13 protein-coding genes are annotated in these 14,537 nt (G+C 58.8%); 10 read left to right on the forward strand and 3 right to left on the reverse strand.

Going from position 1 to position 14,537, the window contains the following annotated elements; all coding sequences use genetic code 11:
• Positions 1–62: 62 nt before the first annotated feature.
• Entirely contained in the window at positions 63–1,679 is a 1,617-nt protein-coding gene (locus tag ACTG19_RS05320) for a phosphoethanolamine transferase (protein WP_439988831.1), read from the reverse strand.
• Positions 1,680–1,909: 230 nt separating this feature from the next.
• Here ACTG19_RS05320 and ACTG19_RS05325 point away from each other — a divergent pair, with 230 nt between their 5' ends.
• The 9 genes from ACTG19_RS05325 to ACTG19_RS05365 all read left to right on the forward strand — a co-directional run bounded on the left by ACTG19_RS05325 (position 1,910) and on the right by ACTG19_RS05365 (position 12,842).
• Entirely contained in the window at positions 1,910–3,145 is a 1,236-nt protein-coding gene (locus ACTG19_RS05325) for an HD-GYP domain-containing protein (protein WP_040066103.1), read from the forward strand.
• A gap of 353 nt (positions 3,146–3,498) precedes the next feature.
• Positions 3,499–5,169, forward strand: coding sequence for a LytS/YhcK type 5TM receptor domain-containing protein (locus ACTG19_RS05330; protein WP_439988832.1), 1,671 nt, complete (start codon positions 3,499–3,501; stop codon positions 5,167–5,169).
• Positions 5,166–5,870 (forward strand): two-component system response regulator BtsR, encoded by a 705-nt coding sequence (gene btsR / locus ACTG19_RS05335; RefSeq protein WP_019445442.1) that lies wholly within the window; start codon positions 5,166–5,168, stop codon positions 5,868–5,870. The genes ACTG19_RS05330 and btsR overlap by 4 nt, the downstream gene beginning before the upstream one ends.
• A gap of 140 nt (positions 5,871–6,010) precedes the next feature.
• Positions 6,011–7,432 (forward strand): carbon starvation CstA family protein, encoded by a 1,422-nt coding sequence (locus ACTG19_RS05340; RefSeq protein WP_111899653.1) that lies wholly within the window; start codon positions 6,011–6,013, stop codon positions 7,430–7,432.
• A gap of 211 nt (positions 7,433–7,643) precedes the next feature.
• On the forward strand, positions 7,644–7,982 hold the full coding sequence (locus tag ACTG19_RS05345) for a DUF3302 domain-containing protein (RefSeq protein ID WP_005344404.1): 339 nt from the start codon (positions 7,644–7,646) through the stop codon (positions 7,980–7,982).
• A 3-nt stretch (positions 7,983–7,985) separates the two neighbouring features.
• Positions 7,986–9,023 (forward strand): HlyD family secretion protein, encoded by a 1,038-nt coding sequence (locus ACTG19_RS05350; RefSeq protein WP_439988833.1) that lies wholly within the window; start codon positions 7,986–7,988, stop codon positions 9,021–9,023.
• Between the two features lie 115 nt (positions 9,024–9,138).
• The gene (locus ACTG19_RS05355; RefSeq protein WP_439988834.1) at positions 9,139–10,899 is read left to right on the forward strand and encodes a DEAD/DEAH box helicase; all 1,761 of its coding nucleotides are present in this window, start codon (positions 9,139–9,141) and stop codon (positions 10,897–10,899) included.
• Positions 10,900–11,011: 112 nt separating this feature from the next.
• Positions 11,012–12,451 carry a D-alanyl-D-alanine carboxypeptidase/D-alanyl-D-alanine endopeptidase gene (gene dacB / locus ACTG19_RS05360; RefSeq protein ID WP_439988835.1) on the forward strand — a complete coding sequence of 480 codons (1,440 nt, stop codon included), beginning with the start codon at positions 11,012–11,014 and terminating at the stop codon, positions 12,449–12,451.
• 94 nt (positions 12,452–12,545) lie between these two features.
• On the forward strand, positions 12,546–12,842 hold the full coding sequence (locus ACTG19_RS05365; protein ID WP_223849348.1) for a GrxA family glutaredoxin: 297 nt from the start codon (positions 12,546–12,548) through the stop codon (positions 12,840–12,842).
• Between the two features lie 106 nt (positions 12,843–12,948).
• Here ACTG19_RS05365 and ACTG19_RS05370 read toward each other — a convergent pair whose 3' ends face one another.
• Positions 12,949–13,794 carry an endonuclease/exonuclease/phosphatase family protein gene (locus tag ACTG19_RS05370; protein WP_439988836.1) on the reverse strand — a complete coding sequence of 282 codons (846 nt, stop codon included), beginning with the start codon at positions 13,792–13,794 and terminating at the stop codon, positions 12,949–12,951.
• A gap of 107 nt (positions 13,795–13,901) precedes the next feature.
• On the opposite strand from ACTG19_RS05370, the gene ACTG19_RS05375 reads away from it, so the two are divergent.
• Positions 13,902–14,126, forward strand: a complete 225-nt coding sequence (locus ACTG19_RS05375; protein ID WP_005337874.1) for a hypothetical protein — start codon at positions 13,902–13,904, stop codon at positions 14,124–14,126.
• On the opposite strand, the gene yciA is transcribed toward ACTG19_RS05375, so the two are convergent.
• Entirely contained in the window at positions 14,127–14,531 is a 405-nt protein-coding gene (gene yciA / locus ACTG19_RS05380) for an acyl-CoA thioester hydrolase YciA (RefSeq protein ID WP_005337875.1), read from the reverse strand.
• Positions 14,532–14,537 lie beyond the last annotated feature (6 nt).

Genomic DNA, 14,537 nt, shown 5'->3' on the forward strand with positions numbered 1-14,537 from the left:
CTTGCGAGATAACAAAACGGCAGCCACTGGCTGCCGTTTTCTATTGTGTGCTTGCTGGCGATTTAGCCCGCCCGACATGGCTTGAACAGATCCAGCTTGTTGTCGTAAACACGGGTCTGCACATCCATGATCCCCAGCATGGAGTGAAAGAGGTTGTCATGGGAGAAGCGCTGACTGCTCGCCTCCGCCGCCAGGCAACCCATATCCAGCTGGCGATCGGCCTGCAACTGAGGCGAGAACCAGGTCAGCAGCGGCACCCGGGTCTGATCATCCGGCGCGAACTTGTATGGCGTACCGTGCAGATAGAGTCCCATGGCCCCCAGGGATTCGCCGTGATCGGAGAGATAGACCAGTCCCACATCGTACTGGCTCTCCAACGACTTGAGCTTGTCTATCAGCAGCCCCACCACCTTGTCGGTGTAGCGGATGGTGTTGTCATAGGTATTGACCAGCTCTTCGTTACTGCAGTTTTCAATGTCGCTGCGCGGGCAGTCCGGCATAAAGACGCGCTCGCTGGCAGGGTAACGACGAAAATAGGTCGGGCCATGGCTGCCCATCAGGTGAAAAGCCACCAGCTTGTTGCCCTTCATGCTGGCAATCTGCTGATCCAGCCCCTCCAGCAGCACCTCGTCATAGCAAGACTCCCCCTGACAGAGCGCAGGATAGGATTTGGGGAGGATCTCGATGGTCGGCACATTGCGGCACACCCCTTTGCAACCGCCATCGTTCTCTTTCCACAACACCGAGACTCCGGCATGTTGCAGCACATCGAGCAGGCCGTCACGGGAGCTGGCGAGCTGGTCATCGTAGCCACGGCGCGTGAGGTTGGAGAACATGCAGGGCACCGAGACCGCAGTAGCCGTACCGCAGGAGCGCACATTCCTGAACGACACCACTCCCTGCTCTTTGGCCGTAAAGCTGTTGGTCGCCTTGCCATACCCGTTAAGGGAGTAGTTCTGGCTGCGCGCCGTCTCCCCCACCACCAGGAACATCAAAGTCGGCTTGCTTCCCCGTGCCACCACCCTGGCATCGGTCCCCAAGTGCTGGTAAGGGATCGGCGTGGCAAACAGCACATCCCGCCCATATTTGTAGAGGCCGTGCACATAGTTGGCAGGCACAATCTCTTTGGCCAGCGACTTGTTGTTGCGCCCGACCGAGGCGTAATCCTGATAGTAAAGTGACGCGACGCCCCCGATAAACAGCAGAGAAATAGCCAGTGCACCTGCCCGCCACGCCAACCCCTGATACCAGCGAGCCGGATAGCGGATCCGCAGTGACCAGAGCACCAGAACAGGCAGCAGCCCGGTCAGCAGAAACCAGAGCGCAACCGAGCCATTCAAATAGGCCCCGGCCTCACCGCTGTTGGTCTCCACTATGTTCTGGATCATGCCTACATCAAAGATGACGCCGTATTTGAGCATGGCGTAGCTGACGATGGAGCCAGTCAGAATGAGCACGGTAAAAAAGGGCTTGAGCACAAACCGGAACGTGAAGGGAATAAACACGGCATTGAGCGCCGCGATCAGCACCAGCGGGATCGAGATGGCAAATCCGGCTTTGACATGGGTCAGGGCGCTAAGCACCGTATAGAAATGCAAAAAGATTGGCCAGTTCAGTACCAGGGCGAAAAAGAGCACCAGCAACAGATTGGTCTGCAGTACACCGAGAGTTACACGCATAAACAACTCCTACATACCGGCCTGCAGCGCAGCGGGCCGGCCAAGCCAACAAAAACGACGGGGCCAGCGTAGGAAGTAAAACTTAAGCGCGAATTAAGAGGAGAAGCATGGCGCTCGTGCGCACCATCACAGCACGGAGTGCTCCGCGGCACCGAAATGGATTTTTAGTTGTCTATCCATCGGATTTTGCTAGCTTGTTGAGTAGGCATTCACGAAATGCAGGTTAACCGATGGCACTGATCCAAGCCTCGATAGAGCAATTGAGAGTAGGCCACTATATCCATCTCCCCACGGGATGGACCAACCACCCGTTTATGTTCAATACCTTCAAGATCAAGGATCAGCAGCAACTCGACATTCTCCGTCATCTTGATCTCACCCTGCTGATGGTCGACCCCGACAAGAGCGATCTGCCCATCGAGCCGCTGCTGCGCGGCGATATCCCGGATGCCGGGCCTGATCTTGATGAACTGGAAGAGCTGATTGCCTCGGGCCCGCCCCCCTTTGATGAGAAAGCCTTTCGCCGCTCCATGCGCGCCGCCGACAAAGCCTTTGGCCAATCCATGAGCGAGCTGCGCGATGCACTCGGGGCACTCAACCTCAAACCGGATGAAGGACTGGCCAACACCGCCCAGATTGTCCGTAATGCCGCCTTCACCCTCAGTCAGCATGAAGGGCCTCTCGGGCTCCACCTTATTCGCAGCCCCCACACCGATATCCTGCTGCAACACAGCCTCAATGTGGCTTTTATTGCCATGCTGATGGCCCGCGAACTCGGCATGAACCCCATTGAGATTGAGGAGACGGGACTTGCGGGACTTATCCACGACATCGGCGAACTGAAAATCCCGAGCCAGATCACCCAAAAACGGGGGGATCTCAACAAGGCCGAGCAGAACTTCCTCAATATGCATCCCCAGTACGGGCTGGAGATGCTGACCCAGCTCAACGCCTTTGAACCGAAAATCCGTCAGGTCGCCCATCTGCACCACGAGCGGCTCGACGGCAGCGGTTATCCGCTCGGGATCAAGGGCGGGGAGATCCCGCCGCTGGCGCGGTTGATCGGGCTGGTCGACTTCTACGACGAGCTGCTCCATCCCCGCAACAGCGGTAACCCGGCCGCGCCGAGTCAGGCCATCAGCCAGCTCTACAAGTTATCCCAGAAGAAGTTCGACCAGAATCTGGTCAAGTTGCTGGTCAAGGTGCTGGGGGTCTATCCGCCGGGATCACTGGTGAAACTCTCGGACGAGAGCATTGCGCTGGTGCTCTCCACCGAGCCCACCATGCCCCTCAAACCGAAGATCCTGCCCTATATCAAGGCCCAGCGGCCGGAAGCCGTCGCCATGATCGATCTGCGGGAAGATGAACGCACCATCACTGCTTTTATCAAACAGGAAGAGCTCGATGAGGGGCAACGGCAGTTCTTCAACCTGACCCGCCGCTTCTGCTACTACTTTGCATTCTGAGTTATCCCCAGAAGCTGGGGATAACTCATTGGACAAACCGGAATAATTGCTCAAACCCCCATCAGAAGGTTGCCAACTGACCATGTATAAAAAACGCCCAGCCAAGAGGCCGGGCGGAGCATGCCACCTCCGTGTGGCGTATCCAGCGGATACATTCATGCTCCATCCATCAATATCAACCCGCTGCCGCTTACACAAATATCAATTTAACATGCTGATTTAATATGGTTTTATCCACTTGTTCTGGCAAACTGACGGCCTGTTACTCCCAGTTGGGCCAACAGAACAAGATCCTGATCACACTTATTCACGGGCTGGCTATTTTTTCAGCTGGCTTATGAGGAGCGTTTTTTATGCAGTTGGTCCTCTCCTTGCTGCAACAGATGAGCGTCAGCCTGGTGATCGCCTATCTCTTCTCGAAAAGCCCGCTGCTGCGCCCGCTTGCCAACTATTCCGTGAGACTACCTCACAAGATACTGATATACATCATCTTTTCTAGCTTTTGTATCCTCGGCACCTATGTGGGCCTCGATATCGATGATGCCATCGCCAACACCCGGGCGGTCGGCGCCGTCTTGGGGGGATTATTGGGGGGGCCGCTGGTAGGCTTTCTGGTGGGGCTGACCGGCGGCCTGCACCGCTATACGCTGGGGGGATTTACCGATCTCGCCTGCGCCATCTCCACCACCTGCGAGGGGTTGCTCGGGGGCATAGTGCACTGGCGACTGATGCGCTCGGGGCGAACGGATGCCCTGTTTGAACCGCGTATCGCCTTCTTTACCACCCTCTATGCCGAGATCATGCAGATGGTGATCATCCTGCTGGTGGCGACCCCGTTCGACAAATCCCTGCTGCTGGTGCGCACCATCGCCACCCCGATGATTCTGGCCAACTCCTGCGGCGCGGCGCTCTTTATCAGCATGATCCGCGACCAGCAGCGGATGTATGAGAAGTTCTCCCGGGTCTTCTCCGCCAAGGCGCTCAATATCGCCAACCGCACAGTGGGGATCATGAGTCAGGGCTTTACCCCGGAGGCGAGCAACAAGATTGCCCGTATCATTCAGGAGGAGACAGGCGTGGGGGCGGTCGCCATCACGGACACCGAGCAGATCCTCGCCTTTATCGGCACCGGCGAAGATCACCATCTGCCGGGTACCCCCATTGCGTCAGCCATTACCATGCAGGCCATCGCCCAGAACAAGGTGCTGTTTGCCGATGGCAACAGTCAGCCCTATCGCTGCAGCCTCTCCCCCGCATGCCAGCTGGGCTCGGTGCTGGTGATCCCGCTGCAGGGGGACAAAGGAGTGATCGGCACCATCAAACTCTACGAGCCGAAGAAGCGGCTGTTTCTCAAGATCAACCACACCCTGGGTGAAGGGATTGCCAACCTGCTGTCACAGCAGTTGCTGGCCGGTCGGCTGGAGCAGCATCAGCGGCTGCTGGTGCAGTCCGAGTTGAAACTTATCCAGGCCCAGATCAACCCCCACTTTCTGTTCAACACCCTCAACACCATCAGTGCCATCACCCGGCGCGATCCGGACAAGGCGCGAGACCTTCTGCTGCACCTGTCGCTGTTCTTTCGCAAGAACCTCAAACGCCAGAGCGGCCTTGCGACCCTGCTGGAGGAGCAGGAGCACTGCCAATCCTATCTGGAGATCGAGCTGGCTCGCTTTGGCGATCGGCTGACGGTGATAAACGAGATCCCGCCCCATCTGGCCACACTGCGACTGCCCAGCTTCACCCTGCAACCGCTGATCGAGAATGCCATCAAGCACGGCATCTCGACCCTGCTGGAGCAAGGGCGCATTCGCCTTTATACCGATGAGCAACCCGCCAGCGTCACCATCCATGTGGAAGATAATGCAGGCACCTGGCAAGCACATCCCGCTGGCGACGGTCTGGGCATGACCATTGTCGATCGGCGACTGAAAAGCGCCTTTGGCGAGCGCTATGGCGTGACTATTGCCTGCGAGCCTGAGCAGTGGACCCGGGTGTCGTTCACCATCCCCAAGGAGCAACCATGATCCGCACCCTGATAGTCGATGACGAACACTACGCCCGCGAAGAGCTGAGGCAGCAGCTGGCCTGCGATCCTGCCATCGAGATCGTGGGGGAAGCGGCCAACGCCATCGAGGCGCTGCCGCTTATTCAGCGCCTCAAGCCCGATGTGGTATTCCTCGATATCCAGATGCCCAAGCTGAGCGGCATGGAGCTGGTCGCCATGCTCGACCCCCTGCCCCGGATCGTCTTTGTCACCGCCTTTGACGAATATGCCATTCAGGCCTTTGAAGAGAACGCCTTCGACTACCTGCTCAAACCGGTGGAGCCCGCCCGGCTCGCCAAGACCCTCGCTCGCCTCAAGCAGGATATCTCCCCGCAGCCCATAGATCGGCTGGCCCCCACCATCGAACATATTCCGGGCTATCTGCACAATCGGGTCAGGCTGCTGCCCATCGCGCAGGTGGAGTATGCCTTCTCCGATCTGGGCGGGGTCCATGTGGCCTGTCAGGGCGAGCTGTTCCACACCCAGCTCACCCTCAAATCGCTGGAAGAAAAGAGCCCGCTGCTGCGCTGCCACCGCCAGTATCTGGTCTCCCCCAACGCCATCTTCGAGATCCGGCTGCTGGATAACCAGCTGGCAGAGATTGTCACCCCGAGCGGCGCCCGGGTGCCGGTCAGCCGTCGCTATCTCAAGGAGCTCAAAGATCAGCTGGGGCTGGACTGAACCGCGGAGTGTGCGCCTGATCACAGCCGCCGACCGCTCGGCGCGCCAAAGCGCCGCTCGGGGAGTTTCACCTGCCAGTCAGGCGCAACCGTTTTAGACTCGCTCTGCACACTAAAAAATAACAATGCAGGAGCGTAGCAATGATCTGGTTCTTCCTCTGTGTCGGCTTACTTGTGGCCGGCTACTTCATATACGGCAAATTCATCGAACGGATATTCAGCCCGAAACCCGAGCTGAAAACCCCCGCCATCACCATGGCTGACGGGGTGGACTATGTCCCCATGTCGGACAAGAAAGTCTATCTGGTTCAACTGCTCAACATCGCAGGTGTCGGCCCCATCTTCGGCCCCATCCTGGGTGCCCTCTACGGCCCGGTCGCCATGCTCTGGATCGTCTTTGGCTGCATCTTCGCCGGTGCGGTACATGACTACTTCTCCGGCATGCTGTCTGTACGCGCCAAGGGGGCCTCGGTGCCAACCGTGGTCGGTGAGCATCTGGGCACCGCCGCCAAGCACTTCATGAACCTGTTTGCCGTGGTGCTGCTGATGCTGGTGGGCGTGGTATTCGTGCTGAGCCCGGCAGGCCTCTTGGCCAACCTCACCTCCACCGATCTGGTCTACTGGATCGTGGCAATTTTTGCCTACTACATCCTCGCGACCATAGTCCCCATCGACAAGATCATCGGTCGCTTCTATCCCATCTTCGGCGCCCTGCTGGTCTTCATGTCGGTCGGCCTCATCGTTGGCCTGATCGTCTCCGGCAAAGGCTTCTACAACACCGGGATGGACTTCTCCAACCTGCACCCGACCGAACTGCCGCTGTGGCCGCTGCTGTTCATCACCATCGCCTGTGGCGCGGTATCAGGCTTCCACGCCACCCAGTCACCGCTGATGGCGCGCTGCATGCAGAACGAAAAATCCGGCCGCTTCATCTTCTACGGCGCAATGATCGGTGAAGGGATCATCGCCCTTATCTGGTGCACCCTGGGTCTCTCCTTCTACGACAGCACCGAAGCGCTCAACGCTACCATGGCCAACGGCGGCCCGGCAGCCGTGGTACACGAAGTCTCCACCAGCCTGCTCGGCACAGTCGGCGGCATTCTGGCCATCCTCGGCGTGGTGATCCTGCCCATCACCTCTGGTGACACCGCGTTTCGCAGTGCTCGCCTGATCGTGGCGGACTTCCTGAAGATGACCCAGAAGCCGCTGGCCAAGCGTCTGCTGATCGCCATCCCCATGTTTATCCTTGGCTTCATCATCTCCAAGGCTGAATTCGGGGTGATCTGGCGCTACTTCGGCTGGGCCAACCAGACCACCGCCGTCATCATGTTGTGGGCTGCGGCTGCCTACCTCATCAAAGAGGGCAAGCTGCACTGGATCTGCACCATTCCCGCCATGTTCATGACCGCTGTGGTGATCACCTATCTGGCCAACGCCCCCATCGGGTTCGGGCTGGAGATGGGGACCTCCACCATCATCGGCTTGGCTGCAACGGCGGCCATTACCGTGGCCTTCCTGATGAAGTTCCGCCAACCACTGGTTAGCAATCCCAGTGAAGGGTGATGTCTGACTTGAGGTGGTAAAAAAGGGGCCAAAAGGCCCCTTTTAAATTGATAAAAAAACCAATAAAACAACTCGTTATTCCCTTAAGCTCCTATACAGCACAAGCCCTTAAGATTCCGTGCGGCCTGACGATAAATATGTGATTTTCAATTGCTTTCCCGAATATATGAATCAATGATAAAGCTGTGCTTAAAGCCAGTGGAGGTTATACATGTTCCTTGATTACTTTGCCCTTGGCCTGCTCGTCTTTGTCGCGCTGGTCATCTTCTACGGAATCATCGTGATCCACGATATTCCTTACGAAATCGCCAAACATCGGAATCATCCCCATCAGGATGCCATCCATGTTGCCGGCTGGGTCAGTCTCTTCACCCTGCATGTGTTGTGGCCCTTCCTCTGGATCTGGGCAACCATCTATCGCCCCGATCGCGGCTGGGGCTTTAACCAGCGCCTGCAAAAAGATGAAGATGATATCGCGGCCCTCAGAGAAGAGCTGGCTGAACTGAAGGGCCGTCTCAACCATATCGAACAGCAAGAGCAACAGGGATAAATCATGGACCTGCTACTGATCCTGACCTATACGGCACTCTGTGTAGCCATTTTCAAAATCTTCCGCATCCCGCTCAACAAGTGGACTGTTCCGACTGCCGCGCTGGGTGGTGTGGTGCTCATCGGCACCCTCATCATGCTGATGAACTACAACCACCCCTACTCCGAGATGGCGCGCAACTACTACCTCTCAACCCCCATTGTGCCGCTGGTCAAGGGCCGGGTGGTCGAGGTGCCGGTACAAGCCAACCAGCCGGTGAAAAAGGGTGACGTGCTGTTTCGCCTTGATGATGAGCCCTTCAAGCTGAAGGTGGAAAGCCTGACTGCACGGCTCGATGCCAACAAGGATCAACTCAAGTCGATCGATGCCAGACTGCGCTCCGCCAAGCTGGATCGGGATCGCGCCAGCGACCTGATGCGCCGTGGCGTCGGCAAGCAGCGCGACCTCGACGTAACCCAGGCGAGCGTGGACGAGATCGCCGCCCAGATGGATCAGCAACGCGCCATGCTGGAAGATCTGCAGGCCCAGCTCGATGAAGCCAAATACCAGCTGGCCCAGACCGTGGTCTATGCCCCAAGCGATGGCCATGTGGTGCAGCTCGCCCTGCGTCCCGGCATGATCGCCACCCCCTTCATGTATCGTCCGGTGATGACCTTCATCCACAAGGATGAGACCGCCTATGTCGGCTGGTTCTGGCAGAACAGCATGCAGCGTCTGGCGGTGGGTGACGAGGCCGAAGTGGTGATCGACGGTATCCCCGGCAAGATCTTCAAGGGCAAGGTGACCGCCGTGATCCCGGCCATTGCCGCCGGCAACGTGCAGGCCAACGCCATGCTGCTGGATCAGATCAGCGCTATCCGCCCGGGCCGCATGCCGGTGCTCATCTCCATCACCGACCCCGAGTGGGCCAAGTATCAGGTGATTGCCGGTGCCAGCGGACAGGCCGCCGTCTATACCGAGTACTTCCACCACGTCTCTGTGATGCGCAAGGTACTGCTGCGCATGGCAAGCTGGATGAACTACATCTTCCCGTTCCATTGATCAGCACCCAGGCACCCTGCGGGCCGGCATCATGCCGGCCCGCTGTTTTTGTGACGGCAAGCACCCTATAATGGCGCCATCTTGCACCACCCCACATCGACATACCCAAGCCTGCATGTTCGTCCTCAGACCCTATCAGACCGACGCCGTCAACGCCGTGATCAGCCACTTTCGCAAACACCCGGATCCCGCCGTGGTGGTGCTGCCAACCGGTGCTGGCAAGAGTCTGGTGATTGCCGAGCTGGCCCGCAAGGCGCGTGGTCGGGTACTGGTGCTGGCCCACGTCAAGGAGCTGGTGGAGCAGAACCACGCCAAGTACGAGGCGTGGGGGCTCAAGGCCGACATCTTCGCCGCCGGTCTGGATCGCAAGGAGGCAAGCGCCCAGGTGGTATTTGGCTCGGTGCAGTCGGTAGCGCGCAATCTGGCCGCCTTCGACGGGGCGTTTTCGCTGCTCATCATCGACGAGTGCCATCGAGTCTCGCTCGATGACGACAGCCAGTACCATCAGGTGATCGACCACCTCAAGGCCGCCAATCCGGCCCTCAAGATCCTCGGCCTCACCGCGACCCCCTATCGGCTCGGGCTGGGCTGGATCTACCGGCGCCACTACCACGGCATGGTCAAGAGCCACGGCGAGCGGCTGTTCGGCGACTGCGTGTTCGAGCTGCCCCTGCGTTTTATGGTCAAAAACGGCTACCTGACGCCGCCGCGCATGGTGGATGCTCCCATAGTCCACTACGACTTCAGCAAGCTGGTGGCGCGGGAGAACGGCCTCTTCAGCGAGGCGGATCTCAACGGCGAGCTCAAACGCCAGCAGCGGGTCACCCCCCATATCCTGAGTCAGGTGCTGGAGTATGCCGCCGACCGGCAAGGGGTGATGATCTTCGCCGCCACCGTCGAACACGCCCGCGAAATTCACGGCCTGCTGGGCGCCAGAGGGGAGCAGGCAGCCCTTATCACCGGCGAGACACCTGGACCGGAGCGCGATGCCCTTATCAGCGCCTTCAAGGCGCGCGAGCTCAAGTTCCTGGTCAACGTGGCGGTGCTCACCACCGGCTTTGATGCCCCCCATGTCGATCTTATCGTGATGCTCAGGCCCACTGAGTCGGTCTCCCTCTACCAGCAGATCGTCGGGCGGGGCCTGCGTCTCTCGCCGGGCAAGAGCGATTGTCTGGTGCTCGACTATGCGGGCAACAACTTCAACCTGTTTGCCCCCGAAGTGGGGGAGCCCCGCCCCCACGCCGGTACCGAGCCGGTGCAGGTGCCCTGCCCCGCCTGCGGTTTTGCCAACACCTTCTGGGGCAAGACCGACGAGGATGGCAAGGTGATCGAGCACTACGGCCGCCGCTGTCAGGGACTGTTTGAAGATGACGAGGGCAACCGCGAAGAGTGTGACTACCGCTTTCGCGCCAAGATCTGCCCCGGCTGCGGTGCGGAGAATGACATCGCCGCCCGCCGCTGCCAGAGCTGCGATCAGCTGCTGGTGGACCCTGACGACAAGCTCAAAGAGGCGCTCAATCTCAAGGATTGCATGGTGATCCGCTGTGCGGGGCTAACCCTCACCGCAGGACGCGGCAAACAGGGGGAGCGGCTGGAGGTGACCTACCACGATGAGGATGGGCTGACCCTCAGTGAATACTTCGGATTTCACTCCCCGGGCGCACGGCGCTTGTTTCAACAGCACTTTGTGCGTCATCATTGGCCCGCCCCGGGGCTGGAGCCCGAATTTGCCACCCTGGCGAGCGTGCTGGCCGCGCAAAGCCAGTTCCGTCATCCGGATTTTGTCATCGCCCGCAAATCGGGTCGCTTCTGGCAGATAAAAGAGAAAATTTTTGATTATGAGGGTCGCTATCGTACCGCCAACTCGCTGGCATGATGGCGACCGGCATACATGGCATGAATTGCGTTATCCCGTCGATCCCGCATCGGCTGGTTGAATTATCAGGGTCGGCACCACTGCCGGGCCCTTCGTCACGTTAGAGGATGTTATGCAGCGGCTGTTGATTGGTTTTTGTGCTCTCTTTTCTTCTCTGGCGGCTCATGCCGCCCCGCTGACGCCCCCTCAGGGTGGCCAGTACGCCATCATGGTGCAGGGCAATAACGGCGTCGAGTTCGCCCGCCATGCGGATCAGATGATCGCCCCCGCCTCCACCATGAAGGTGCTCACCGCGCTGGCGGCCCGCCTCGAGCTGGGTGCAGATTTCCGCTTCGCCACCGACATTCAGGCCCAACCCGGAGCCAAACAGGGTGACACCATCAACGGCGATATCTGGATCAACTTCGTCGGCGACCCCACCCTCTCCCGCATGGATCTGCTGGCGCTGTTCAAGCAGCTCGGCGTCACCAGCATCAAGGGGAATGTCTACGTCAACACCGGCGCCTACAACGGCTACGAGCGCGGCAACGGCTGGTCGTGGGGGGATCAGACCCTCTGCTTCGCCGCTCCCGTCTCCTCGGTCATCATCGACAAGAACTGCGCCTACGGCACCATCACTGCCACCCAGATTGGCAAACCGGCGGTGGGCAATGTAGCTACCGGCGTGCCCATCGGCATCGGTGCCGACAACGTGGAAGTGATGAGCTACGCCGACATGGCGCGCCAGTTCTGTGCACTGGAAGTGGACATGGCCAAGGGCAACTTCTACGAACTCAAGGGCTGCATCACCCCGAACAAGGATCCGCAGGGTCTGCGCTTCGCCATCCACGACGTGGAAGCCTGGGGCTGGGACAACATCCGCTGGGCGATGAACCGCGCCGGCATCAAGCATGATGGCCTGCTGCGGGTCACCCACAAGGCCCCTGAAGGAGCAGAGACCCTCGGCACCCACTACTCGGTCTCCCTGCCGGTGATGCTCGCCAAGATGCTGAAGAAATCGGACAACCTCTACGCCGATACCTTCCTCAAAACCGTGGGTCGTCACTACTACAACAAGCCGGGCAGCTATCGCAGCGGCACCATGGCGGTGCGCGCCATTCTGACCAAGAACGGCATCGATCTGGGCAATGCCACTCTGGCTGACGGCTCCGGTCTCTCCGCTCACAATCTCATCAGCGCCCGTCAGATGATGTCGGTGCTGAACTTCATCCAGAAGAATGATGCCGAGCTTGGCCTGATCAAGCTGCTGCCGAGTTCCCAGGTGGATGGTACCCTGGCGTGGCGCCGCAGCGTCACCGCCCCCATGATGAAGAACAAGGTGCACGCCAAGACCGGCACCATCACCGGCACCTCCAATCTGGTGGGCTTTATCGACACGGCAGGCGGCCAGCGCAAGGCGTTCGTGATGTTCCAGCGCGGCCTGTCCCAAGATCCGGCCACCCATGAGCGCTACCGTGCCAGCAAGGCGCCGTGGCCCTGGACGGTGTTCGAGAAGGGGGTGCTGGAGAGCATCTATCAGCAGCAGCCGATCCATATCGCCGATGAGAGCTGAGCCAATAGGCCCGCTCGAATCAGGGTATCGATAATTTCGGCTTCAAGTCGCCACGAGGCAGGGCTATGCTGTTGCCTGCCTCATATCAACGGCCATACATAAACGGCTTAAAAAACGGAGAGAAAATATGTTTGCAGTGATTTTTGGTCGCCCGGGTTGCCCCTACTGTGTCCGTGCCGTACAGATCGCCGAGCAGCTGACCGAACAGCGCGATGACTTCAAATTCCGCTACGTGGATATCCATGCCGAAGGCATCACCAAAGAAGATCTGGCCAAGAGCGCCGGCAAGCCGGTCAATACCGTGCCGCAGATCTTCCTGGATGAGCAGCATATCGGTGGCTGCACCGATTTCGAAGCCTACGCCAAAGCGAATCTGGGTCTCTACCAGTAATGCCAGCGGGTCATCCCGAGCGGGTTGACCACCAGATCGTATAAAAAAATCCGGCGCTATCAGGCGCCGGATTTTTTTATGGGCAACACGCGCACATCATCCCCGATCAGGGGGTCACCGACTGGGCGGCAAAGCGCGCAATGATGGGGTTGTGATCCGAACTGTCGGTCGCCGGTGAACTCACCTCGACCAAATCCAGATTGCGGTAGTAGAGGTGATCCAGCGGGCGACCGAAGGCGGTGCGGCGCAAGTCAGGCACCGGCACGGCCTCTTGCAGACCCAGCTCGTCCACCAATTTGCTTAACCAGAACTGACGTTTGTCGCTCCAGGTATTGAAATCACCGGCCAGGATCACCGGCCCCTGATGGCGGCGCACCAAGGCAGTCAAATCGTTGAGCTGCTCGCGGAAGGTGGCCATCCCAAGCTCGAAATTGACCGCATGGATATTGATGACCATGACGCCATCAGGATCGCCCTGCAGCGGATAGAGGCTCACCAGCCCGGATTTGGGGATACGCAGCAATGGCTCGGGGGAGCGCACGCCACAGACGAACGCCTGCGGGGTCTTGGCCACCGTCATCACCCCGAACGACACGCCGCCCTGAGTGAAGGCTTGCAGCTGTTGCCACTGGAAATCACCGGCGCGCAGCCAGTCGAGCATATCGGGACGGGTGGCCGACTCTTGCAGCAGCACCAGATCCTGCCCCTTGGCATAACTGTCCATCCCTTCACGCCAGTTCTTGCGCTGGCCCTTGTAGAGATTCCACACCGTCACCCCAAATTCACGGGGCAACGCCGTGGTCGCCAACGCTACCAGCGGCGGACGCTGGCAGTCGAGTCCCGGCACAATCCCTTGAGCTGTGACCAGATGGTTCTGATCCGGCACATCAAAACAGCCTACCAACCCCAGGGTCAGCAGGGAGGTGCCAAGAATGCGATAACTATTTTTCATTGGCTAACAACCGCCCGCCTTTGCTTTTTGTTGCGACCATCACAAACGTCATCCACGCCGACTAAGCTGATAGTCCCTGTTCCACCCAACCAGAAGGACGCTGTCTCATGGCGAAAGAACTTCGGTACAACGTGACGTTTTATGATCAACAAGGAAATTGTCATCAAGTGGAGCTGGCCACCGTCTATCAGATAAGACGGGACCCTCAATGCGATCTCTGCCTGTTCGACACCCTGCAATATGTGGGCTCGGAAGAGATGCTGGAACGCATGATACGGCAAAAAACCGGGCTTGAGCAGGAAATATCCATCATCAATGCCCGGCTGATTTAATCAGGCACTCACCGGAACCGGGCGGGATTTGCCCTGTTCGTCGATGGCGACATAGGTGAAGATCCCCTCGGTCACGCAGTAGCGCTGGGCATCGTTTTCCCGCAGTACCGGTTTGACCCACACCTCCAGCTTGAGCTTCATGGAGCTGCGGCCGATCTTCATGCAGCGGCCGTAGCAGCAGACCACATCGCCCACCTTGACCGGACTGTGAAAGGTCATGCCTTCGACGGATACGGTACAAATACGTCCTTTTGCCAGCTCCTTGGCCATAATGCCCCCACCTATATCCATCTGGGACATGATCCAGCCACCAAAGATGTCGCCATTGGGGTTGGTATCGGCTGGCATTGCCAGGGTTCTCAGCAACAACTCCCCATCGGGGTGACGTTTTGTATCTACCATCATTACCGC

The sequence above is a fragment of the Aeromonas sp. 3P genome, from assembly GCF_051919745.1.
Taxonomy (GTDB): Bacteria; Pseudomonadota; Gammaproteobacteria; order Enterobacterales; family Aeromonadaceae; genus Aeromonas; species Aeromonas veronii.